This is a genomic window from Nocardiopsis alkaliphila YIM 80379 (assembly GCF_000341005.1).
GTDB classification, from domain to species: domain Bacteria; phylum Actinomycetota; class Actinomycetes; order Streptosporangiales; family Streptosporangiaceae; genus Nocardiopsis; species Nocardiopsis alkaliphila.
Window position 1 is genome coordinate 13,296 of the sequence record NZ_ANBD01000050.1, and the last position, 22,303, is coordinate 35,598.

Here is a 22,303-nt window from a genome sequence, read left to right on the forward strand (position 1 = left end):
GAACATCACCATGGAGACCTTCCAGCGCCTGGAGTCCGAAGTCCGCGGATACTGCCGCAACTGGCCGGTCCTCTTCGACAAGGCGGTCGGTGCCCACGTTTACGACGAGACCGGTAAGCCCTACCTGGACTTCTTCGCCGGGGCGGGATCGCTCAACTACGGGCACAACAACCCGGAGTTGAAGACCTCGCTCATCGATTACCTGACGAACGATCGCATCGTTCACAGCCTCGACGCCTACAGTGTGGCCAAACAGGAGTTCCTGAAAACCTTCGAAGAGATCATCCTCAAACCCAGGGGACTGGACTACAAGATCCAGTTCCCCGGCCCGGCCGGAAACAACGCGGTCGAGGCCGCGCTGAAGCTGGCCCGCAAGTACACCGGTCGCCAGACCATCATCAACTTCACCAACGGCTTCCACGGCATGACCCTGGGGGCCTTGGCCGTCACCGGTAACTCCATGAAGCGCGGCGGCGCCGGTGTGCCGCTGGACCACGTGGCCACCATGCCGTTCGACAACTACCTGGACGGCAGGACCCCGGACTTCCTGTGGCTGCGTACCCTGCTCGACGACAGCGGCAGTGGCCTGGACGCCCCGGCCGCCGTTATCGTGGAGTCCATCCAGGGCGAAGGCGGTATCAACGTCGCCAGCGCCGCATGGCTCCGTGGGCTGTCCGACCTGTGCAAGGAGTACGGCATCCTGCTCATCCTGGACGACATCCAGATGGGTTGCGGCCGTACCGGTAAGTTCTTCAGCTTCGAAGAGGCCGGCATCACCCCGGACATCGTCACCCTGTCCAAGTCCATCAGCGGCTATGGTCTGCCGATGGCGCTCACGCTGTTCAAGCGCGAGTTGGACGTGTGGGAGCCGGGCGAGCACAACGGTACCTTCCGGGGCTTCAACCCGGCCATGGTCACCGGTGCCGAGGCACTGCGCCGCTACTGGAGCGACGACGCCTTCGCCCAGGCCACCTTGGCCAAGGGCACCATGGTCGAGGCCCGCCTGTCCGAGATCGCAGCCGAGCACGCCGAGTTCGGCGCGCACGTGCGTGGTCGCGGTCTGGCCCGGGGTCTGGCCTTCGACGCCGAAACCGGCATCGCCAAGAAGGTCGCCGCCGAGTCCTTCGAGCGCGGCCTGCTCTTGGAGACCTCCGGTCCTGAGGACGAGGTCGCCAAGCTCCTGCCGCCGCTGACCGCGACGGATGAGGAACTCTCCGCCGGCCTGGACATCATGGCCGACGCCGCCCGGGCCGCCGTCAAGGTCGCTCAGCCGGCCTAGGGACGTCCCGGGCCGTAGAGTCCCTCCGCCGGCCGCCAGGCCTTCCGTTGAAGGTGGCGGTGGGGGAGAAGTGGAAGCTCAGGGCGAGCACCGCCTCGGGGCCGGCCGACGTTCCCAGACGGAACGTCGGCCGGCCCCCTACCGTGTAACCAGCGCATACTCCGCGCACCAGCACGTTTAAGGAGACCCAAGTGATCGTTCGTAGCCTGGACGAGATCAGCGACACCGACGCCGACATCAAGACCGAGAACTGGCGTAGCCGTCGGATCGTTCTGGCCAAGGAGAAGGTGGGCTTCTCCTTCCACGAGACCGTGCTGTACGCGGGCACCGAGTCGACCTTCCAGTACGCCAACCACATCGAGCTCGTGCACTGCATCGAGGGCGAGGCCGAGCTGACCAACGAGGAGACCGGCGAGAAGCACATCATCACGCCCGGCACCCTCTACCTGCTCAACGGCCACGAGAAGCACACGGTCCGGCCCAAGACCGACTTCCGGGTACTGTGCGTCTTCAACCCGCCCGTGACCGGGCGCGAGGTCCATGACGAGAACGGTGTCTACCCGTTGATCGTCGAGGAGGAGGCGAACGCCTGATCGGGCTTCGATCACGCTTCGTCGATGGGCGGCGGCCGACTACGGCCCCGCCCATCCGCTTTCTTCGGATGAAGACCCCTGGGTGATGAGAGTGGGAACCCAGAGTCACCCCGCACAGGTGGCCCGGCCACAAGCCCTGAGAGGGCTGGTCACCCGATGGTTCTCAGCGCATAACCAGTGCATAACGGACTAAACATGTCTTGTTACTGCACGGCGGGGCCGGGGAGAGAGACCCCGTACCAACGCCGTCGCCCCATGTACCCGGGGGCGGTCAGGCCGCGGACACGGTTCCGCGGCAGCCCACATGAGGCGATCCACCATCCGAATGTGCGGCGTCCCCGTCCTGTCCTTCGGCGGGGCCACCGCTTTGGAATCTTCAAGGAGCAGTCGTGAAGAATCAGGGACCAGCGCGTCGGCGAGGAAGTTGGGGACGTCGGGACGCCTTCCGCCTGGCCGGCGTCGGTGCGGCCGCCATGGCTCTCGCCCCCACTCTCGCCTCCTGCTCCAGAGCCGGTGAGGGCGCCTCCCTGGACGACCTGCGCGAGCAGGGTTTCGTCCGGGTGGGGCTGGCCAACGAGATCCCCTTCGGTTTCGTCGATGGCGGTGGGGAGCCCGCGGGACAGTCACCCGCAGTGGCCAAGGCCGTCTTCGAGGAACTGGGCGTGCCCGAGATCGTCGCCACCTCCACCAGCTGGGACGGTCTGATCCCGGGGTTGCAGAACAACCAGTTCGACATCCTCGCCGCCGGTGTCTTCATCACCCCCGAGCGCTGCCAGGAGGTCGCGTTCAGTGAACCGACCGCTACCGCGCCCGAGGCCTTCATGGTCGAGGCGGGCAACCCGTACGACATTCAGCACTTCGAGGACATCGCGGCCAACCCGGATATTCGGCTGGCCGTGCTCAACGCCTCCGTCGAGCAGACCTACGCCGAGTACTTCGGTGTGAGCGACGACCAGATGGAGCTCATCCCCGACCAGACCACCGGCTTCGAGCTGTTGGAGAACGGTCGTGTGGACGCCATTTCGATGCTGAAGGTCTCCCACGAATACCTCCTGATCGAACGTGGCGGGGACTTCGACGTCACCGAGCCGTTCTATCCGGTCATGGACGGCAAGGAGGAGAAGGGCTGGGGCGGACTCTGCATGCGCCAGGGGGACGACGAGATGCTCCAAGAGGTGAATCGCGTCATCGCCGAGTTCACCGAGAGCGGTCGACTCCTCGAACTCGGCGAGGAGTGGGGCTTCACCGAGGACGACCTGCCCGACGGCACGACCACCGCCGAGCTCTGCGAAGGCTGACCCGGCGTGGAGTTTTTGCAAGCACAACTACCGCGCTATCTCGACGGTGCCTGGATCACCATCCAGCTCACCCTCGGGGGCGCCATCCTGGCCTTCGTCTTAGCCATGCTCTTCGGGATCATGGGCACCGCCAGGTTCTGGATCCTGCGCGCGATCACCACGGTCTACGTGGAGGTCTTTCGAGGTATCGCCGCGCTCGTGGTGATGTTCTGGTTCGTCTTCGCGATCCCGGACATGAGCGGCTACGAGCTCGACCCGATGTTCGCGGCGATCCTGGCTTTGGGACTCAACGTCGGCGCCTACGGTGCCGAGGTCGTGCGCGCCGCGCTCAACGCGGTGCCCAGGGCGCAGGTGGAGGCCACCATCGCGCTGAACCTGTCCTGGTTCCAGCGCATGCGTTTGGTGGTCCTTCCTCAGGCGTGGGCCCAGATGCTGCCCACGTTCGGCAACCTGATCATCGAGTTGATGAAGGCGACCGCCGTCGTGTATCTGGTCGGCATCCTCGACCTCACCGCCGTCGCCCGTGAGGTGCGCACCGGTACGGGTGAGACGATCGCCGCGTTCGGGATCGCGTTCGTCCTCTACTACCTGATCGCGCAGGTGTTGATCTTCGGTATGCGACTGCTCGAACGCCGCGCGAACGCCAGATTGGGCAGGACACCGCCTTCCGGCGGCGGCCTCATGAACCTGCTCCGGCCACCGTCGGTCGGTACCCGGGTGGGGGTGGCCAAGTAATGGAGAACGGTTCCCTTCCCATGTTCTGGGACTTCGAGTTCACGTTCGAGGTCATGCCGAGTCTGTTGGGCGGCCTGTGGGTGACCGTTCAGCTCACGCTGATCGGCTACCTCATCGCGCTGACCCTGGGTCTGTTGATCGCGATCGTGCGCCGGGTTCCGATCCTCGGTTCCGTGGTGCACTTCGTCATGGAGTTCATCCGGACCACACCGCTGATCATCCAGGTGGTCTTCGTCTTCTTCCTACTGCCGGCGAGTCTGGCGATCCCCCTACTGGGGGACGTGCCCATCACGGCCTTCACGGTGGGTGTGGTGGTCCTTGGTATCCACTACGCGGCCTACACCGCCGAGGTGTACCGCTCGGGGATCGAGGGAGTGGCCAAGGGGCAGTGGGAGGCCGCGAGGGCACTGAGCCTGCCGACCTCGCGCACCTGGGGCGCCATCGTGCTCCCTCAGGCGATCCGGAAGGTCATTCCGGCGCTGGGCAACTACCTGATCTCCATGTTCAAGGACACCCCCTTGCTCTTCGCCATCGGTGTGGCGGAGCTGTTGACCAGGGCTCAGCGGATCGGCAGCGAGAGTTTCCGGATGATGGAGGCCATCACCCTGGTCGGGGTCCTCTTCCTGCTGGTGAGCATCCCGTCCGCGATTGTGATTCGACGACTGGAGAAGAGATATGTCGCCGTCTGATACCCCCGAGAACACGACGGCACCGGGTGGCGGGAACAGCGGGGAGGCACCTGCGGAGGGACCGCTGATCGTCTTCGACCAGGTGGTCAAGCGGTTCGGTGACCTCACGGTTCTGGACCACCTCGACTTCTCGGTCGCCCATGGTGAGCGTGTCACCCTGATCGGGCCGAGCGGCTCGGGCAAGACCACCATCCTGCGTTTGCTCATGACGTTGGAGAAGGTCACCGAGGGCCACATCTGGATCGACGGTGAGCCCTTCAGCCACATGCCCAGGGGCAACGGCCTCGTTCCGGCCGGTGAGACCTACCTGCGCATGAAGCGCAAGCGCATCGGCATGGTGTTCCAGCAGTTCAACCTCTTCCCCAACATGAGTGTTCGCAAGAACATCATGGAGGCCCCGGTCCACGTCCTGGGCGTGAGCAAGGACGAGGCCGCCCAGAAGGCGGAGGAGTTGTTGGACCTGGTGGGTCTGGGTGACAAGATCGACGCCCATCCCACTCAGCTGTCCGGTGGTCAACAGCAGCGTGTGGCCATCGCCCGTGCGTTGGCGATGAGCCCGGAGATCCTGCTCTTGGACGAGGTGACCTCGGCCTTGGACCCGGAGTTGGTGACCGGGGTGTTGGACGTGCTGCGTGAGGTGGCCGAGAACACCGACATCACGATGCTGTGTGTGACCCACGAAATGGGTTTCGCGCGCGATGTGTCCCACCGTGTGCTGATGTTCGACCAGGGGCGGATCGCCGAGGAGGGCCACCCCGATCAGATCTTCGGCGACCCTCGACAGGAACGGACCAAGTCCTTCCTCAAGTCGGTCCTGGAGAACGGTCACTAGGAGGCGGGTACTCCGGTGTCATGGGGCGCCGTGCGGGTCGTCGTCACGGCCCGCACGGCGCCCCATCGCTTGTGCGTGATCCCATGGACGCGCAGGTCAGAGCGGGTTGCGACATACCGTATTCATTAGGTCGCTTTTAGTTTCCCATGGAGCAGAATGTGTGTTCTGAGGCAGGGGGGACTCTTGTGACCATAGTGCGAAGATGGGGGCTCACATGGATGGTCGTCGGCGTGGTGGTCCTCATCGGCGGACCGCTCATCGCCGATCCGGTCCTGCGCGCCGATGTCTTCGAGGACTCGGCCGTACTGTTCGGACTCTCTTGGGCACCGATGCTGGCCGGTGGTCTCCTCGCCTGGCTGCTGGTCAGGACCTGGGGACGCCGGGACGACCTCGATCGACGGGTCCGGCTCGCCATGGGGGGCCACCCCCTCGACCAGGAAACGGCCTGGCAGTTCTTCCTGGTCGGCTGCTTCGTGTTGTCGATCATGTTGCTCTCCCAGGTCTTCTCCTTCTATGGCGCGGAGGTCGGTACCAGCCCGGACCTGGCGGTGTCGGCCTCCCTCGTGTCCCGGTTGTTGTTCCTCTTGGCGATCCCCCTCGTGTTGATGGATCGCTCCGGGATCGTCCTGGACGGCAGGGGCACCGCCATGCCCAAGGTCGCGCTCAAGGTGGGAGAACCCTGGCGCTGGCTCGGATTGATTCCGGTGGCGGTGGTGGTGGGGATGATGGGGTACTTGCTCCTGCCCCACATCGGGCTTCCCGCACCCTCGATGACCCTGTACGGCATGTTGGTCGCCTTCGCCGTGATCGCGGTCTGCGAGGAGATCTTCTTCCGCGCGATGGTGCAGACCCGACTGGAGATCCTGATGGGACGTTGGGGCGGCATCGGGGCCGCTTCGCTGCTCTTCGCGATGACCTACGCGCTCATTCAGCCCTTCGACGCGGTGGCCCAACTGCCCGGTGACGACCTGGTGCACAACACCGGCTTGGCGATGTTGACCTATTTCCCGGCGGGTCTTTTCTACGGCTACCTGTGGGCCTGCTTTCGCAACACCTGGCTCAACCTCCTGATGCGGATGGCGATGTTCGTGCTCCTCCTGCCGCCGGACCTACAGATCGGTCTGTGAGCGTCACCGTGTGGGAAGCGCGGTTTCGTGGCGCGAAACTTGCCTAGGGATAACGGAATTTGACCGGTAAACGGGTACAAAAGATACATAGGGTCGCATAACGGTCATTTTCCCCTCAGGGGGATCTCACCTTGTGGTCATGAAACGGGGGGAGTCTGTCCATTGTGAGCACGGAATCAGCACCGACACAGACGGAACCAGGGGCCAGGGAACTCCCCCCGGACAGGTTCATGGACCGGGAGGAGGGATGGCTCCGCTTCAACCAGCGGGTCCTCGAACTGGCCGAGGACGAGGCGATTCCGCTGCTCGAGCGAGTGCGCTTCCTCGCGATCTTCTCCAGCAACCTGGACGAGTTCTTCATGGTCCGAGTCGCTGGACTCCGTCGCCGCCTGGCCACCGGGCTCTCGGTCGCCTCGGCGAGTGGACACCATCCGCGCGTTCTCCTGGAACGTATCTCGCGGTTCACCCGCGACCTCATGCTGCGTCAGGCCGCCTGCCTCAACCAGAGCGTCGCTCCGGCCTTGGCGGAGGAGGGCATCAGCATCGTCCGATGGAGCGAGGTGGACGCCGCCGAGCGCGAACACCTGGACGGGTACTTCCGGAGTTCCATCTATCCATTGCTGACACCGTTCGCGGTGGACTCGGCCCACCCGTTCCCCTACATCTCCGGGCGCTCCCTCAACCTCGCCGTCACCATCCGCGACACCGACGACGACCGGCGCCTGTTCGCCCGGATCAAGGTGCCCGCCTCACTACCCAGGTTCATCGAACTCACGGTGCGTGGTGGCGGACGCTACCTTCCCGTTGAGGACGTCATCGCCGCGCACCTGCCCCAACTCTTCGAGGGCATGGAGGTAATGGAACACCACGCTTTCCGGGTGACGCGCAACGCCGACCTGGAGGTCGACGAGGACGAGACCGACGACCTCGTCCAGTCCCTGGAGAACGAACTCCTGCGCCGCCGTTTCGGTCCGCTCGTACGCCTGGAGGTCGAACAGACCATCAGTGACGAGGTCCTGGGCATCCTCATCGAGGAGCTCGGCGCCGAGGAAGAGGAGATCTATCGAGTCCCCGGACCGCTCAACCTGGCCGGGCTCTCCCAGATCGCGGACGCCGATCGCCCCGACCTGGCCTATCCGCCGTTGGTCCCGGTCGAACCCCGCGCGCTGACCTTCGGCGACCTGTTCGCCGCCATCCGCGAACGCGAGGTCCTGGTCCACCATCCCTACGAGTCCTTCGCCACCACCACCGAACGTTTCCTCGCGCTGGCCGCCACCGACCCGAAGGTCGTGGCGGTCAAACAGACCCTGTACCGCACCAGTGGTGACTCGCCCATCGTGGAGTCGCTCATCGAAGCGGCCCGCGAGGGCAAGGAGGTCGTGGCCATGGTGGAGGTCAAGGCCCGCTTCGACGAGCAGAACAACATTCTGTGGGCTCGCAAACTCGAAGAGGCGGGCTGCCACGTGGTCTACGGGGTGGTCGGCCTCAAGACCCACTGCAAGCTGTCCATGGTCATCCGCCAAGACGGTGATGGGCTGCTGCGCCGCTACTGTCACATCGGTACCGGGAACTACAACCCGAGCACCGCACGTATCTATGAGGACCTCGCCCTGTTCAGCGCCGATCCGGAGGTCGGCGAGGACGTCAGTGACCTCTTCAACGGCCTCACCGGGTTCTCCCGCAAGAGGCACTACCGACGACTGGTGGTGGCCCCCTCCGGTCTGCGCCAAGGGTTGCTCGGCCAGATCGAGAAGGAGATCGCCAACAAACGCAAGGCCGAACCGGCGTACATCCGCATCAAGGTGAACTCCCTGGTGGACGAGGAGATCGTCGATGCCCTCTACCGTGCTTCCCAAGCGGGGGTCGACATCGACCTGTGGGTGCGCGGCGGTTGCGTGCTGCGCCCTGGGGTCCCGGGGTTGTCGGACAACGTCCGGGTCCGCAGCGTCCTCGGTCGCTTCCTGGAACACTCGCGGGTGTTCGTTTTCGCCAATGGACGCAGACCCCAGGTGTGGATCGGCAGCGCCGACCTGATGCCGCGCAACCTCGACCGGCGGGTGGAAGCACTGATCCGGATCGTGGACCCCGAACAGCGCCGGCGGCTGATGGGCCTGCTGGACCTGGCGATGGCGGACACCACGTCCTCCTGGCGTCTGGAATCCGACGGGACGTGGAGGCGGTTCACCCACGACGCCGACGGAGAACGGCTGGTCGATCTCCAGGGCACCCTGAGCATGGAACGTCGCCTGAGGGTGGTGGAGGCTTGATCGGCCACCTCCGAGCAGAAGGGCCCACGGTGGGTCGTTACCTGGAGCCGATCCGGGCGGGTGGCGCCGTGTTGTGGCGTGAAAGGGGTGGGAACCGTGAGGTCGTCCTGATCCGCCGCCCCCGCCACGGTGACTGGACCCTGCCCAAGGGCAAGCTCAAGAACGGCGAACACCCCATCATCGGAGCGGTCCGTGAGGTCGAGGAGGAGACCGGGATGACCCCGCTCCTAGGGCGTAGATTGCCCTGCGGTAACTACCTCAAGGACGGCTGGCCCAAACAGGTGGAGTGGTGGGTCGCCACCCCCGAACGTCCCGGCGCGGAGGTCGACCATCCGTCCGACGATGAGGTCGACCTCGTCGAATGGGTGCCGATCGAACGGGCCAGGGAACGACTCACCTACCGGCACGACGTCCGGGTCCTCGACGACTTCGGATCCGGTCCCGCCCGTACCTTCCCGATCGTCCTGTTGCGGCACACGTCCGCGGGGGACAAGCGTTCCTGGCAGGGCAGCGACCTGCTCCGCCCGCTGGACGAGGCCGGACGGGCCGACGCCTTGGCCCTGTCCCCGGTGCTGGGAGCCTACGGAAGGCTTCGGGTGATCTCCTCGGCGGCCGCTCGCTGTATGGAGTCGCTGCTCGCGTACAGCGTCGAGTACGACGTGCCCATGCGTACCGAACGCGCCTTCACCGTGGGAAGCGAGGGTGAGGGTTACGAGGTCGAGAAGGCCAAAGAGGTGTTCGCGGGCCTGATCCGTGAGGGCCGTCCCACCGTGGTGTGCACCCACGGGGAACTGGTCCCGGACCTGATGACCGAGGCGCTCGCCCGATTGGGCGCCCCCCTGACCCAGCAGTGTGGCTTGCGCAAGGGGGCGTTCTGGGTGCTGCACGTGTCCGACGACGGAGAACCGGCCGGTGTGGAGCGCCACGGTCCGCGAGGGTGAGCAGCACCTCGCCGGGAAGAGACCACTCGGCGCCGGTCCGGTGACATGATGCGTGCATGGCTGAACACATGGTGGCGCGGAGCATCGTGATCGATGCCCCGGCCAAGAAGATCTTCGACCTGCTCGCCTCCCCCGACAGGCATCCGGACCTGGACGGATCCGGCACGGTGCGCGGGCGGGTCTTCGGACCGAAGCGTCTGGAGCTCGGGGCGCGGTTCGGTATGGACATGCGGATGATGGGGTTGCCCTACCGGATGACCAATCAGGTGGTGGAGTTCGAGGAGGATCGGCTCATCGCCTGGAAGCACGTCGGTTCGCACCGGTGGCGGTACGAGTTGACCGAGCAGGCACCGGGCCGGACCCGGGTCACCGAGACCTTTGACTACACGCGGGGACAGACCCTCTTCTACGTCCTGTCGGGCGCGCCGGCCAGGAACGCGCGTGCGATCGAGGAGACCTTGGAACGGCTCGAACGCGAGGTCGGACGGGGTTGACCCCGGATCGGCGCGCGAAGCGGAGTCCGGTCACGAAGCGCTCCGGTGACCCCTGACCGAGGTCGCGAATACGACACCTGACGAAATGCCCTAAAGTTCGGCAAGGGCCCGCCAACCTCCACGCCTCCCGGCCACCGCGGCGTTGGCTGGACGGGCCCGCCGTGAACCGGTCGACACAGGAAGTCGGGAGACCAGTGGGTGCAACGAGCTTCGGCGACGTGTGGCAGGACGTACTGAGCGTCCAACCGGATCCGGAACGATGGATCGTCATCGCGACGGCTGTGGTCGCCCTGGCGACCGTACTGTTCGCTCCGCCTTGGCGGGTGGCGCGCAACGTCGTCACCATCGCCCACGAGGGCGGACACGCCCTCGTCGCGCTGCTCAGCGGCCGTCAGCTCACCGGGATTCGCCTGCACTCCGACACGTCCGGGGTGACGGTCTCGCGAGGCAAGCCCACCGGTATCGGCATGATCCTGACGGTCTTCGCGGGCTATGTCGCCCCGAGCATCATCGGCCTGCTCGGCATCCTCATGCTGATGTCGGGCCGTATCACCGCGCTGCTGTGGTTGAGCATCGTCGTGCTCGCGGCCATGCTCCTGATGATCCGTAACTTCTATGGTGTGCTCTCGGTCGTCGTCACCGGCGCGGTGGTCTTCGGGGTCAGTTGGTTCACCCCGCACGAGGTTCAGGCGGCCTTCGCCTACCTGTTCATCTGGTTCCTGCTCTTCGCCGGGGTCCGTCCCGTCATCGAGCTTCAGTCCCAGCGGAGGCGTCAACCCTCACCGCACTCCGACGCCGACCAGTTGGCCCGCCTGACCGGCCTGCCCGGCACCTTCTGGGTGATGGTGTTCTTCCTGGTGAACGCGGCCGTCACCGCCCTGGGCGTGTGGATGCTGCTGTTCTAACGGATGAGGCGAGAGGACGACGGCGAGCCCCGTGGCGTGCCGCGGGGCCTGCTTCTTCACCCTGAAAGCGTGCGCTTCAGGCGGTCTGCGGGGCGGCGAGCGCCTGGGAGACCGAGTCGAACACCGGGATGCGGGTGTCCAGGGAAGTGATGCGCAGCGTCTGCAGGACTCGCGGCGACGCCGCGGCGATCACCAACAGGGCCTGCTGTTCCTTGGCGGCCTTGTGGGCGCGGATGAGCACACGCAGACCGCTGGAGTCGATGAAACGCAGATCGGTGCAGTCCAGTACGACGCGGCCGTGGGGCTGAGTGGTCAACGCCTCCGTCACGGCCTCTTGGAAACGGGCCTCGGTGGCCATGTCGATCTCACCGTCCAAGGTCAGGACACGTCCGGACTCGTGGAGGGTGGAAGAGATGGTCAGATCGGGCATTGCGACTCCGGCGTACTCGGGCCCAGGCCGATGGGACGGCGAGGTAGACCACACTTCGCCCCACCGGGGACGTGTGGTGACCGGTGCGTAGGTTGCGTTACCGCGTGAGCCAAGCTGATGGTTCATCAAGTTCCTTGCGTGATGCCCCGGCCGGATGCCGGGGAGGAAACGCCTTTCTCGCCTGGTTTGCTTGGAAAAGTACGGCATCTGAGGAACGGCTGGGTCTTGGCCGAAAGTTCCTGACGTCGTGCTGTCATCCGTGATGACGGTCGCCTGAGAGCGTAAGGAGAGGGTGGCGCGGGTCCAAGGTGTCGTCGGTCCCGCTCGCGCCCTCGATGGTGATCGGTTCTCTAGAAGATGGGAACCCACGGGCGTCGACGGTCATTCCCCGAGGCCCCGGCATCGAAGGTGACCGCCGGTCCGTCTTCTTGCGCCGATTCCCTTCGAGTGGCCGGGCCCACTCCGTGGAATCCGTGTCACCGGAGTCGTTCAGCCAGGGACTTTACCACAGGGGTGTGGCCTATTCGTGACTTGAGCGACGCAAGGTCGTGTTCGTGTGTTTCGCGTTTTCTGGAATCGATGGTGTATACGTCACACCCGCTCCAGTGCCGTCTCCTCGCGCTCGGTTCGCCCGCTTCCCGCCCTTGGAGCGTCCGCACGGACGCGGGCAGGGGCAGCGGGACCGTCCCGGTCAGGGGCGGGGGACGCGGCGACAACGGCGTTTCCGGGTGTTGGGGCCATCGTGGGGATCGTGGACCTCAGCTCCCAAGCCCCCACTCCTGGAGAACCTCGTCGGTGTCGGGTAGTGGACGGCCGCGGGTGACCGTTCCGGGGGTGCGATCGAACCTGGGCGCGGGCCCGGGCACTACTCGCCCGCCCTCGCGCAGCAGTGAACCCCGGGCGCGGACGTGCGGGTGGTCGGGAGCCTCCTCCAAGGACAAGATCGGCGTCACGCAGGCCTCGGTGCCTTCGAAGACCTCACCCCACTCGTCGCGGGTTCGGCTACGCAGCACCTCCGTGAAACGCGCGCGCAGCCGCGGCCAGTTCTCGGTGTCCCACTGGTCGGGCAGCTCTTCGCCGGCCAGACCGGTGCCCTCGAGAAAGGCCGCGTAGAACCGCGGTTCGATGCAGCCGACCGAGACGTGTCCTCCGTCGGCGCATTCGTAGACGTCGTACCAGGGAGCGCCGGTGTCGAGGTAATTGGTGCCACGTTCGTCGTTCCAGAAACCACGTGCGCGGTCCTCGTGCACCATGGACATCAGCAGGGCGCTGCCGTCCACCATGGCCGCGTCCACCACCTGACCCCGCCCGGAGGTCTGTCGTTCCAACAGGGCGGCGAGGATCCCGGTGATCGTGAACATGGTGCCCCCGGCGAAGTCGCCGAGCAGGTTGATCGGCGGGACGGGCGGGCCGCCGGCACGACCGAGGGCGTGCAAGGCGCCGTTCACCGAGATGTAGTTCATGTCGTGCCCCACGGTGTGGGCCAACGGCCCGTCCTGGCCCCAGCCGGTGACTCGCGCGTACACCAACCGGGGGTTGAGCTCCAGGCATTGGTCGGGCCCCAACCCGCGCCGCTCCATCACGCCGGGGCGGAACCCCTCCAAAAGAACGTCGGCTCGGTGGACCAGGTCGTGGGCGAGCGCCAGTCCCTCTTCGGACTTGAGGTCCGCGCCGACCACCGCGCGCCCCTCGCTCATGTGCGGACCGGGAGCGCCATGCCGGAGGGCTTCGGCGGCCTCGGGGCGATCGATTCGAATGACACTGGCGCCCAGGTCGGCGAGGAGCATGCCCGCCATCGGTGCCGGTCCGATACCGGTGAACTCGACGACGCGGATTCCGTTGAGGGGTCCCATAGGTGCCTTTCGGGTGCGAATTGACCAGAACGACGTTCGGTTTCATCAGGTTAGTGGGTGTGCGAAACCCTGTCCTCAAGCAGGGGAGGAAACATCCTTCCCCTTCCTGGGCAGGCCTTGCGAGGGCCTGCGATAACGGGTGCGCGACCGGATCACCGATCACAGGGGCGGTCGGCGACGAAGCCGGAAGGTCGGCGGGCGACCGTTGGAATCCCCTCCCTCCGCAAGGGAAGGAAACCGATGTGCGGTTCCGGTGGGACCCCCGGACCCGACCGAGGTGGGACGAGGGGGTGGACCGTGGCCGGCAGGATATGGGGGTGACCCAGACTTTCGCACCCGACCCCGAGGGCCGTTCCCGCCTGCTCACCCCCGCCGACGTGCGTGAGCTAGCCGAACGGTTCGACATCCGGCCCACCAAGACCCTGGGCCAGAACTTCGTCATCGACCACGGCACCGTTCGCCGTATCGTTCGCGTCGCGGGCGTGGACGCCGATGACGTGGTCCTCGAAGTGGGACCCGGGCTCGGCTCCCTCACCCTGGCGCTCCTGCCGCACGTGCGCCAGGTCACCGCGATCGAGATCGACCCCGCTTTGGCGGCGGCCCTGCCCGACACCGTCGCGGTCCACGCCCCCGACCTCGTGGATCGGCTCACGGTCGTGCCCGGCGACGCCATGCGGATCGCCGAACTTCCCGGCCCGGACCCCACCGCGCTGGTGGCCAACCTGCCCTACAACGTCTCCGTTCCGGTCCTGTTGCACCTGCTCGAACTGTTGCCGACCTTGAAGCGGGTCCTGGTCATGGTGCAGTCCGAGGTCGCCGACCGGATCACAGCGACCCCGGGTGGCCGGATCTACGGCGTGCCCTCGGCCAAGGTCGCTTGGTACGCCTCCGCCAGACGCGCGGGGGCCGTGGGCCGCAACGTGTTCTGGCCCGCACCCAACGTCGACTCCGGGCTGGTGGAACTGGTACGTCGCCCGGCCCCCGGCACCAAGGCCACCCGTGAAGAGGTCTTCAACGTGATCGACGCCGCCTTCGCGCAGCGCCGCAAAACCCTGCGCGCGGCTCTGGCCGGCTGGGCCGGTTCGGCCCCCGCCGCCGAAGAAGCCCTACGTGCGGCCGGAGTGGACCCGAAGGCGCGCGGGGAGTCCCTGGGCATCGAGGAGTTCGCCGCCATCGCCGAACATCGTCCCGGTATCCGTTCGGCCGCCGGATGATCCCTCGCGGGTGACCAGTCGGGCGACGAGCGAGGGTGGCCGAGGAAGCAGAATTCCGGATTCCCGGGCACCCGAACATGGGACGAAACGAAGCCGAGGCCAAGAGCGAACAGCGTCAGTCCTTGGTCTGTTCGGAACGGTCGGGTTCGGAGCGTTCCGACTCGGATCCTTCCCCGGTCCGGTCCGAGCGCGACCGCAGCAACGCCCTCGCCACACCGGCCAGCCCCAGTCCGGCGAAGAGCACCGGGAGCAGCCACAGGGCGTTGAAATCCCAGGACCCACTGCCTCGGACGACGAACACGACCGCCAGGCCCAGGAACAGCACCCCGGCGACCAACGAGCCACCGTCAATTCCGCGCTTGGTCATATCGAACCTCCAGTACTCCCACCCTGGCGTCGGCGTCCACGTTCACCGTGGGGACCGCCGCGTCCTCTGCCCTGTCGGGCCCCTCCTCGGATCCCGTCGTGCCTTCGTCATCGGTCACGTCCCGTTCCGCGCCCTCGGGCGATGGCACCGGCCCGATCGGTTCGAATGTCTCCTCGTAGGTGAGGGCGTACCCGTACGGCTCGCCCTCTTCCCCTTCCGGGGTGCGCACCGCGCCGAACACCACGCCGCCGTCCAGTTCGACCCGAAGGTCGGCGGGGACCACCACGACCAACACCCCTTGGCCGACACGGGCCGTGACGTCCACGCTCTGTCCCGGCTCCAGCGCCTCACCGAGCCTGGTCAGATCGAGGGTTCCTTGGCCCAGGTCCATTCGCATCTCGGTCGACTCGGCTTCGGCGATCGACAGTGGTCGCCACACCTGTTCGCCGACCCGCCACGTGGTGACGTCGGTCGTGCTCACCAAGACCGCGCCCAGTACCGCGAAGGTGCCCAGAAACCGTAAGCCCCGCGGATCGCCGACCCAGGCGCCGATCAGGGCGAACAGTCCGATCACCGCGATGGCCGCGGCCATGAAGTAGATTCCGAACTCCGAGCCGAACAGCAGTGACGTGCTGCTCAGCTCCGAGAACGGCGGCCCCAGGTTCGGTGCGATGATCGCCCAAACGATCGCCATGGTCACCACGATCCACAGCGCGTGCGAGGCCAACGCCGCAGAGCGCGGTTTCCGCTTGCTCGCGCAAGAGTGGCCGTTGCGTCGCCTCCCGTGATCCCGCTCCTCGTCCTCGTCCTCGTCCTCGCCGCCGTCTTCGACGTCGAGGGAGGTGCGCTCCGACACCACCGCCAAGTCCACCGGCCCTTGCGGGGCCGACGCCCACGGTTGCGCCGGGTTGTAGTAGGCCGCGCTGGGCCGCGGAGTCGGACCGGTCGGCGGCGGCTTCCGTTCGGCCAGGTCCGCCTTGAGCCCCGAGAGGGAAGAGCGCAGGTCCACCCCTCGGTTTCGGGCGGTCAACACCCCCAGCACCAAGGGAATCGCCAGGACCATCGTCCCCCAGCCGAAACCACCCACCAGGCTCAGTGCCGTAGCCGCCATCAAACCCACGGCCAACATCTTGGGCACCGCGCGAGAAGGGATGGCCCGGTCCAGCATCTGCTCGAAGGTGGCCGGACCTCCCTGGGGGTCCCGCATCAGCACCCACGCCGCGAGGTACAACAGCAGGCCCGTACCGCCGGCGAACACCGTCAGCACGAACCCCGCCCGCCACAGCACCGGATCGATCCCCGTGTACGCACCCAATCCGGAACACACTCCGACGAGTACTCGATGCTCCTCATCGCGGCGCAGCTCCGGCCCGGTGTCCAGCGGAACCCCCGCCGTAGCCGGCGTATCGGGGCTTTGACCGTCAGTCATAGTCGCTCACCGCACTTTCCTCCTGGAACCATCGTCACCCCTGGCACGTCCAAGAGGGAATCCGGGACGACCCTGACCCCACCCTGACCAGCACACCCCACGGTCCCCGGGTACGTCCCCGATGCCCTCGGCCCGAACACCGGGCATCCTGGAGGCTGTACAAGGGGTGCGCCCGCGAGCGCCCTCATCGAGCGCACCAGACGAAAGCGGTGATCGGGTGGTGGAGACGACCGCTGTGGGAACTCCGCGGCTCACCCGGGCGGTCGACGGAAGACTCCTCGGGGGCGTCGCCGTCGGCATCGCCCGGCACCTGGGTATCGACCCGGTCGTGGTCCGGCTCGCCTTCATGGCGCTGGGCGTCGGAGGCATCGGCCTGGCCATCTACGCGGCGTTGTACTTCATCCTCCCCCAAGAGGAGGTCGAGCAGAGCTCGGACCCGGCCACCGAAAATCGGCGCAAGGGCCGCGACATCTCGCAGATCATCGCCTACGTCGGCCTCGCGGTGGCCTTCGGGATGCTCTTCCTCGTCTTCGGTGGCGTCTTCGACCCGCTGCTATGGTTCGTCGTCTTCGGCGCACTCGGAGCGACCATCCTGTGGCAGCAGGCCAATCCCGCCGAACGCGACGAATGGATGACCAGCACGGTCCGCCGGGCCGGCCCCAAGGGCCTCATGCGCACCGGTGCCGGAGTCCTGCTCATCGTCATCGGCGTCATCGGCTTCATGGTCTTCCAGCAACAACTCCAGGACGCCCGAGCCGGTCTCAGCTTCGCGTTCACGCTCCTGGCCGGCATCTCCTTGGTCGCCGCCCCCTGGATCATCGGCCTGGTCCGTGAACGCGACGCCGAACGTCGCGAACGTATCCGCAACGCCGAACGCGCCGAACTCGCCGCGCACATCCACGACTCGGTCCTGCACACCCTCACCCTGATCCAACGCCGCGCCGAGGATCCGCGCGAGGTCCAACGCCTGGCCCGAGTCCAAGAACGCGCCCTGCGCAGTTGGCTGTATCAACGCCCCGCCGACGCCGAGACCACCGTCTCGCCCGGCCTCGAACGCGTCGCAGCCGAGGTCGAGGAGGAGCACGGGGTCCCCATCGAGGTGGTGTGCGTGGGCGACTGTCCCATGGACGACGGCCTCAACGCCCTCCTGCGTGCCGCACGCGAGGCCATGGTCAACGCCTCCAAGTACGCCGGAACCGACGACATCTCCGTCTTCGGCGAGGTGGAGGAGAAGGAGGTCCTGGTGTTCGTCCGGGACCGAGGCGCTGGATTCGACCTCGACGCCATCCCCCAGGACCGCATGGGCGTGCGCGGCTCCATCATCGGCCGAATGGAACGTCACGGAGGCTCCGCGCGTATCCGTACCGAGCTCGGTGAGGGCACCGAAGTACAGCTTCGGATGCCTCGCATCCCCGAACCGTGAACTCGAGCCGAGAGCGGTAAGGTCCTATGTGTGGGAGAAGAGAGCACGACCTTCAGTGATGGGGACGCGGTACCCCGCGTCGTGATCGTGGACGACCACCGACTGTTCCGCAGTGGTGTGCGCGGTGAACTCGGTGACGCCGTCAACGTCATCGGCGAGGCCGGAGACGTCGACAGCGCGGTGCACGTGATCGGTGAGACCCTGCCCGACCTGGTCCTCCTCGACGTCCATCTTCCCGGTGGTGGGGGAGTGGAAGTGCTGCGAAGGGTGCTCGCCAAGCACCCGCGGATCCGGTTCCTGGCGCTGTCGGTCTCCGACGCCGCCGAGGACGTCATCGGCGTGGTGCGCGGCGGAGCCCGCGGCTACGTCACCAAGACCATCTCCGGCAAGGAGCTGGCCAACGCCATCGTGCGGGTTGCCGACGGCGACGCCGTGTTCTCGCCCCGGCTGGCGGGCTTCGTGCTCGACGCCTTCTCCGCCACCGACGCACCCCCGGTCGACCCCGAACTGGACCGTCTCACCCAGCGCGAACGCGAGGTTCTGCGACACATCGCCCGGGGCTACGCCTACAAGGAGGTCGCCAAGGAGCTGTTCATCTCGGTCAAGACGGTCGAGACCCACGTCTCCTCGGTGCTGCGCAAGCTTCAGCTGTCCAACCGGCACGAACTGAGCCGTTGGGCGACCGCCCGCCGTCTGGTCTGAGGGCCTCGACGCCCCGAGAACCCCGACGGGCGGTCGCGAGAGTGGTTCAGCGCAACGAGTCCAGCATCAGTTTCAGGAATTCGTCCTCCGACACCGAGGTGACCACCCGTGCCGCTCGGCGTTGGTCCGCGCTCGGACGAGGCCGTCGATCCGCCACGGTCATGCCTCGGGTCAACGACCCGTTCAGCTCCACCCGAATCGGGACCTCGAACGACTCGGTCACCAGATACGGGTCGATCAGGACGGCGGCGGCCAAGGGGTCGTGCATGGCGCATTGACGCGACCCGAAGATCCCCTTGTAGAAGTCGGCGTAGAAGTCCAGGAACGCCGAGGTCCGCTGGGCACGTTCGCCGGGCACCCCCTTGAGCCGGTCCAACCACTCCGAGGTGGCGACCGTCCTCATGGTGATGTCCAGCGCCACCAGGTCGAGATCGAACCCGGCGGCGAACACCGCCTCGGCCGCCTCGGGGTCGTTGACGATGTTGGCTTCGGTGTGCGAACCCACGTTCCCGGGCACCTCGACCGCGCCGCCCATCACCACCAGCCGGCGCACCAGTTCGGGCAGACGTGGCTCCAGGCCCAGCGCGATCGCCAGGTTGGTGAGGGGACCGACCGCCAACACGTCCAGCCCACCCGGGTTTTCTCTGGCGAGCCGCACCAACAGTTCGGCCGAGGACTCCGCCACCGGCGAGCCCACGGGCTCGGGCAGCGCCACGTCCCCCAGTCCGTTGCCGCCGTGCACGTGCTCGGCCAAGCGGGGGGCCTGCACCAGCGGGCGTTCGGCTCCCATCGCCACCGGCACGTTCGGGCGACCGTACAACTCCAACAGACGCAACGCGTTGTCCGTGGTCACCGCCACGGTGTTGTTGCCGAACACCGTGCCGACACCGACGATCTCCACCTCCGGACGCGCCGCCAGGTAGGCGAGCGCGACGGCGTCATCGATCCCCGGGTCACAGTCGATGAACACACGCATGGTCTCCCGGTCCGTCAAGACCCATCTCCCTCTGAAAAACATGACATGGACCGGGCGGGAAAAGTACGCACCCGGTAGGAAACCAGACTAAGTGGTGCACAACCCTGGTGGGCTGCATCGTCACCGGTCGGCCGTAACCTGGGAGGCGTGTCCTCCCAAGAGCAACTTCTCGAAGGTCTGAACGGTCCCCAGCGCGCCGCCGTGACGCACGCCGGCTCCCCGCTCCTGATCGTGGCGGGCGCGGGATCGGGCAAGACCCGTGTCCTGACCCATCGCATCGCTCACCTCATGGCCGAGCGCGGGGTGCGACCAGGGGAGATCCTCGCGATCACCTTCACCAACAAGGCCGCCGCCGAGATGAAGGAGCGTATCCAGGCCCTCCTCGGCATCCGCGCGGCCAACACCATGTGGACGATGACCTTCCACTCCGCGTGTGTGCGCATCCTGCGCCGGGAGGCACACCGGTTGGGCTACCCGAGCAGCTTCACCATCTACGACTCCGCGGACTCGGCCCGGCTCATGCAGTTGGTGTGCAAGGAGATGGACCTGGATCCCAAGCGATTCCCGCCCAAATCCTTCAGCTTCCAGGTGTCCAACCTCAAGAACGAACTCGTCGACTACGACACCTTCGCCGGGCAGGCCCAGAACGAGCAGGAGAAGAAGCTCGCCGAGGCCTATCAGCTGTACCAACAGCGCCTTCACGAGGCCGGCGCCATGGACTTCGACGACCTCATCATGGTCACCGTCAACCTCTTCCAGATGTATCCGGACGTCGCCGAGTACTATCGGCGCCGCTTCCGGCACGTGATGGTGGACGAGTACCAGGACACCAACCACGCCCAGTACGTGTTCGTCCGAGAACTCGTCGGTGCCACCGAGGACTCCGACGCCGGTGTCGTACCGCCCGCCGAGCTGTGCGTGGTGGGTGACGCCGACCAGTCCATCTACGCGTTCCGTGGCGCCACCATCCGCAACATCCTCGAGTTCGAGCGTGACTTCCCCAACGCACGCACCATCCTGCTGGAGCAGAACTACCGCTCCACCCAGAACATCCTGTCGGCCGCCAACACGGTGATCGACCGCAACGAGGGTCGCCCCGCCAAGAACCTGTGGTCGGAACAGGGTGAGGGGCCCAGGATCATCGGATACGTCGCCGACAACGAGCACGACGAGGCCGCGTTCGTGGTCGGGGAGATCGACCGGCTCACCGATGAGGACATCGTCGAACCCGGCCAGGTCGCCGTGTTCTACCGGACCAATGCCCAGTCTCGCGTGTTCGAGGACGTGTTCATCCGAACCGGTCTGCCGTACAAGATCGTCGGTGGGGTGCGCTTCTACGAGCGCAAGGAGATCCGCGACATCCTCGCCTACCTGCGGGTACTGGCCAACCCCGAGGACACGGTGAGCCTGCGCCGCATCCTCAACGTGCCCAAGCGCGGCATCGGTGCCCGGGCCGAGGAATCCATCGAACTGTTCGCCGCCCGTGAGCGCATCACCTTCGCCCAGGCGCTGCGCCGAGTCGATGAGGCCCCGGGGATCGCCACCCGATCCGCCAACGCCATCCGCAACTTCACCGCCCTGCTCGACGAACTGGCCGGCTCGGTGCCGGGTAGCACCCCCGCGGAGATCGTCGAGACGGTCTTGGGAAAGACCGGTTACCTGTCCGAGCTCACCGAGTCCAAGGACATCCAGGACGAGAGCCGGGTGGAGAACCTGGAGGAGTTCGTCGACGTCGCCCGCGAGTTCGAGAACACCTTCGCCGCCCTCTTGGAGGACGAAGCGTTGTTGGAGGGGGAAGAGAACCAGGGGGTGGACCCGGCCGCACCCACGCTCGTGGACTTCCTGGAGCGCATCGCCCTGGTCGCCGACACCGATCAGATCCCGGATGAGGACGATGAGGGTGGTGTGGTCACCCTGATGACGTTGCACGCCGCCAAGGGCTTGGAGTTCCCGGCCGTCTTCCTCACCGGCATGGAGGACGGCGTCTTTCCGCACACGCGGACGCTGGGGGACAAGACGCAACTGGAGGAGGAGCGGCGCCTGGCGTACGTGGGCATCACCCGCGCCCAAGAGAGGCTCTACGTCAGCCGGGCCGCGGTGCGCAGTGCCTGGGGGTCGCCCTCCTACAATCCGGCGTCGCGGTTCCTGGACGAGATTCCTTCGGGGCTCATCGACTGGAAGCGGGCCGAATCCACCCTGGCCGCTCCGCCCAGCCGTGGCATCGGGGGCGGACGTGGTGGTACGGGCTTGGGTAGTGGAGGCTTCGCAAGTCCCTTCGGGAGTGGGAAGAAGAAGGCCGCCAAGGAAGCGCCCACGCTCAGCGTCGGTGACCTGGTCAACCACGATTCCTTCGGGATGGGACGGGTACAACTGGTCGACGGAGCAGGGGACAGGACCAAGGCGCGCATCGACTTCGGCGCGGACATCGGAGAGAAGGACCTACTCGTCAAGTACGCGCCCATCGAGAAGCTGTAGGAGCCGGCGCCGCACGGTGGATGGAGACCGGCCACAATCCTGGAAATGTCGCCCACGCCACGATCGGATTCGGTCGAGCCCGTCACGAGGACTCCCGCGCGAGGGTAGAGTTGGCCAAGACCGAGCGAAACGAACACGGGATCTCCGTGGGCGGGCCGGTCTCCACTTCTTCGAAGCCGGTCATCCGGCATGGTGGTTCGAGCACTGCTCGGGGCATGTAAACTCGAAGAGTCGCTTTAAAGCCCGGCGGAAACTCGGAGTGGAAACTCCAAGG

At 66.4% G+C, this 22,303-nt stretch carries 20 protein-coding genes; 15 read left to right on the plus strand and 5 right to left on the minus strand.

The window, feature by feature from the left end; genetic code table 11:
* Positions 1-10 precede the first annotated feature (10 nt).
* The 11 genes from ectB (at position 11) to D472_RS0108050 (ending at position 11,160) form a co-directional block, all read left to right on the plus strand.
* Entirely contained in the window at positions 11-1,279 is a 1,269-nt protein-coding gene (ectB, locus tag D472_RS0108000; protein WP_017603964.1) for a diaminobutyrate--2-oxoglutarate transaminase, read from the plus strand.
* A gap of 191 nt (positions 1,280-1,470) precedes the next feature.
* Positions 1,471-1,872, plus strand: coding sequence for an ectoine synthase (locus tag D472_RS0108005; protein ID WP_017603965.1), 402 nt, complete (start codon positions 1,471-1,473; stop codon positions 1,870-1,872).
* A gap of 473 nt (positions 1,873-2,345) precedes the next feature.
* Positions 2,346-3,170 (plus strand): ectoine/hydroxyectoine ABC transporter substrate-binding protein EhuB, encoded by an 825-nt coding sequence (gene ehuB, locus D472_RS0108010; RefSeq protein WP_026117493.1) that lies wholly within the window; start codon positions 2,346-2,348, stop codon positions 3,168-3,170.
* A 6-nt stretch (positions 3,171-3,176) separates the two neighbouring features.
* Complete coding sequence (gene ehuC / locus D472_RS0108015; protein ID WP_017603967.1) at positions 3,177-3,905, plus strand: ectoine/hydroxyectoine ABC transporter permease subunit EhuC; 729 nt, start codon at positions 3,177-3,179, stop codon at positions 3,903-3,905.
* Between the two features lie 20 nt (positions 3,906-3,925).
* Complete coding sequence (ehuD, locus tag D472_RS0108020) at positions 3,926-4,594, plus strand: ectoine/hydroxyectoine ABC transporter permease subunit EhuD (protein WP_026117494.1); 669 nt, start codon at positions 3,926-3,928, stop codon at positions 4,592-4,594.
* Positions 4,581-5,426 carry an ectoine/hydroxyectoine ABC transporter ATP-binding protein EhuA gene (ehuA, locus tag D472_RS0108025; protein ID WP_017603969.1) on the plus strand — a complete coding sequence of 282 codons (846 nt, stop codon included), beginning with the start codon at positions 4,581-4,583 and terminating at the stop codon, positions 5,424-5,426. The genes ehuD and ehuA overlap by 14 nt, the downstream gene beginning before the upstream one ends.
* A gap of 218 nt (positions 5,427-5,644) precedes the next feature.
* Positions 5,645-6,553, plus strand: a complete 909-nt coding sequence (locus D472_RS0108030; RefSeq protein ID WP_017603970.1) for a CPBP family intramembrane glutamic endopeptidase — start codon at positions 5,645-5,647, stop codon at positions 6,551-6,553.
* 164 nt (positions 6,554-6,717) lie between these two features.
* Positions 6,718-8,820 carry an RNA degradosome polyphosphate kinase gene (locus D472_RS0108035; RefSeq protein ID WP_083903408.1) on the plus strand — a complete coding sequence of 701 codons (2,103 nt, stop codon included), beginning with the start codon at positions 6,718-6,720 and terminating at the stop codon, positions 8,818-8,820.
* The gene (locus tag D472_RS0108040; protein ID WP_051045976.1) at positions 8,817-9,761 is read left to right on the plus strand and encodes an NUDIX hydrolase; all 945 of its coding nucleotides are present in this window, start codon (positions 8,817-8,819) and stop codon (positions 9,759-9,761) included. Before D472_RS0108035 ends, D472_RS0108040 begins: the two co-directional genes overlap by 4 nt.
* A 56-nt stretch (positions 9,762-9,817) precedes the next feature.
* Complete coding sequence (locus D472_RS0108045) at positions 9,818-10,255, plus strand: SRPBCC family protein (RefSeq protein WP_017603973.1); 438 nt, start codon at positions 9,818-9,820, stop codon at positions 10,253-10,255.
* A 218-nt stretch (positions 10,256-10,473) separates the two neighbouring features.
* Positions 10,474-11,160, plus strand: a complete 687-nt coding sequence (locus D472_RS0108050; RefSeq protein WP_017603974.1) for a M50 family metallopeptidase — start codon at positions 10,474-10,476, stop codon at positions 11,158-11,160.
* A gap of 76 nt (positions 11,161-11,236) precedes the next feature.
* Here D472_RS0108050 and D472_RS0108055 read toward each other — a convergent pair whose 3' ends face one another.
* Together D472_RS0108055 and D472_RS0108060 are read right to left on the minus strand one after the other, a co-directional pair.
* Positions 11,237-11,590 (minus strand): STAS domain-containing protein, encoded by a 354-nt coding sequence (locus tag D472_RS0108055; protein ID WP_017603975.1) that lies wholly within the window; start codon positions 11,588-11,590, stop codon positions 11,237-11,239.
* Between the two features lie 758 nt (positions 11,591-12,348).
* Positions 12,349-13,443 carry a CaiB/BaiF CoA transferase family protein gene (locus D472_RS0108060; RefSeq protein ID WP_017603976.1) on the minus strand — a complete coding sequence of 365 codons (1,095 nt, stop codon included), beginning with the start codon at positions 13,441-13,443 and terminating at the stop codon, positions 12,349-12,351.
* A gap of 311 nt (positions 13,444-13,754) precedes the next feature.
* Here D472_RS0108060 and rsmA point away from each other — a divergent pair, with 311 nt between their 5' ends.
* The gene (gene rsmA, locus D472_RS0108065; protein WP_026117496.1) at positions 13,755-14,657 is read left to right on the plus strand and encodes a 16S rRNA (adenine(1518)-N(6)/adenine(1519)-N(6))-dimethyltransferase RsmA; all 903 of its coding nucleotides are present in this window, start codon (positions 13,755-13,757) and stop codon (positions 14,655-14,657) included.
* Between the two features lie 115 nt (positions 14,658-14,772).
* Here rsmA and D472_RS0108070 read toward each other — a convergent pair whose 3' ends face one another.
* Positions 14,773-15,024 (minus strand): hypothetical protein, encoded by a 252-nt coding sequence (locus D472_RS0108070; RefSeq protein WP_017603978.1) that lies wholly within the window; start codon positions 15,022-15,024, stop codon positions 14,773-14,775.
* A complete protein-coding gene (locus D472_RS0108075; protein WP_026117497.1) occupies positions 15,005-16,453 on the minus strand; it encodes a PspC domain-containing protein in 1,449 nt (482 codons plus the stop codon). Before D472_RS0108075 ends, D472_RS0108070 begins: the two co-directional genes overlap by 20 nt.
* Before the next feature lie 235 nt (positions 16,454-16,688).
* Here D472_RS0108075 and D472_RS0108080 point away from each other — a divergent pair, with 235 nt between their 5' ends.
* Both D472_RS0108080 and D472_RS0108085 read left to right on the plus strand, forming a co-directional pair.
* Entirely contained in the window at positions 16,689-17,876 is a 1,188-nt protein-coding gene (locus D472_RS0108080; RefSeq protein WP_017603980.1) for an ATP-binding protein, read from the plus strand.
* 30 nt (positions 17,877-17,906) lie between these two features.
* A complete protein-coding gene (locus tag D472_RS0108085) occupies positions 17,907-18,578 on the plus strand; it encodes a response regulator (protein ID WP_017603981.1) in 672 nt (223 codons plus the stop codon).
* Between the two features lie 46 nt (positions 18,579-18,624).
* Here D472_RS0108085 and D472_RS0108090 read toward each other — a convergent pair whose 3' ends face one another.
* Complete coding sequence (locus D472_RS0108090; protein WP_026117498.1) at positions 18,625-19,554, minus strand: nucleoside hydrolase; 930 nt, start codon at positions 19,552-19,554, stop codon at positions 18,625-18,627.
* Between the two features lie 147 nt (positions 19,555-19,701).
* Here D472_RS0108090 and pcrA point away from each other — a divergent pair, with 147 nt between their 5' ends.
* On the plus strand, positions 19,702-22,029 hold the full coding sequence (gene pcrA / locus D472_RS0108095) for a DNA helicase PcrA (protein WP_017603983.1): 2,328 nt from the start codon (positions 19,702-19,704) through the stop codon (positions 22,027-22,029).
* Positions 22,030-22,303 lie beyond the last annotated feature (274 nt).

What these genes read in the sequence shown, in the direction of transcription:
- ectB (WP_017603964.1), top strand. Translation starts at nt 11, where the DNA reads ATGGAGACCTTCCAGCGCCTGGAGTCCGAAGTCCGCGGATACTGCCGC.
- ehuB (WP_026117493.1), top strand. Translation starts at nt 2,346, where the DNA reads ATGGCTCTCGCCCCCACTCTCGCCTCCTGCTCCAGAGCCGGTGAGGGC.
- ehuD (WP_026117494.1), top strand. Translation starts at nt 3,926, where the DNA reads ATGTTCTGGGACTTCGAGTTCACGTTCGAGGTCATGCCGAGTCTGTTG.
- ehuA (WP_017603969.1), top strand. Translation starts at nt 4,581, where the DNA reads ATGTCGCCGTCTGATACCCCCGAGAACACGACGGCACCGGGTGGCGGG.
- D472_RS0108030 (WP_017603970.1), top strand. Translation starts at nt 5,645, where the DNA reads ATGGTCGTCGGCGTGGTGGTCCTCATCGGCGGACCGCTCATCGCCGAT.
- D472_RS0108045 (WP_017603973.1), top strand. Translation starts at nt 9,818, where the DNA reads ATGGCTGAACACATGGTGGCGCGGAGCATCGTGATCGATGCCCCGGCC.
- D472_RS0108055 (WP_017603975.1), bottom strand. Translation starts at nt 11,590, where the DNA reads ATGCCCGATCTGACCATCTCTTCCACCCTCCACGAGTCCGGACGTGTC.
- D472_RS0108060 (WP_017603976.1), bottom strand. Translation starts at nt 13,443, where the DNA reads ATGGGACCCCTCAACGGAATCCGCGTCGTCGAGTTCACCGGTATCGGA.
- rsmA (WP_026117496.1), top strand. Translation starts at nt 13,755, where the DNA reads ATGGGGGTGACCCAGACTTTCGCACCCGACCCCGAGGGCCGTTCCCGC.
- D472_RS0108070 (WP_017603978.1), bottom strand. Translation starts at nt 15,024, where the DNA reads ATGACCAAGCGCGGAATTGACGGTGGCTCGTTGGTCGCCGGGGTGCTG.
- D472_RS0108075 (WP_026117497.1), bottom strand. Translation starts at nt 16,453, where the DNA reads ATGACTGACGGTCAAAGCCCCGATACGCCGGCTACGGCGGGGGTTCCG.
- D472_RS0108090 (WP_026117498.1), bottom strand. Translation starts at nt 19,554, where the DNA reads ATGCGTGTGTTCATCGACTGTGACCCGGGGATCGATGACGCCGTCGCG.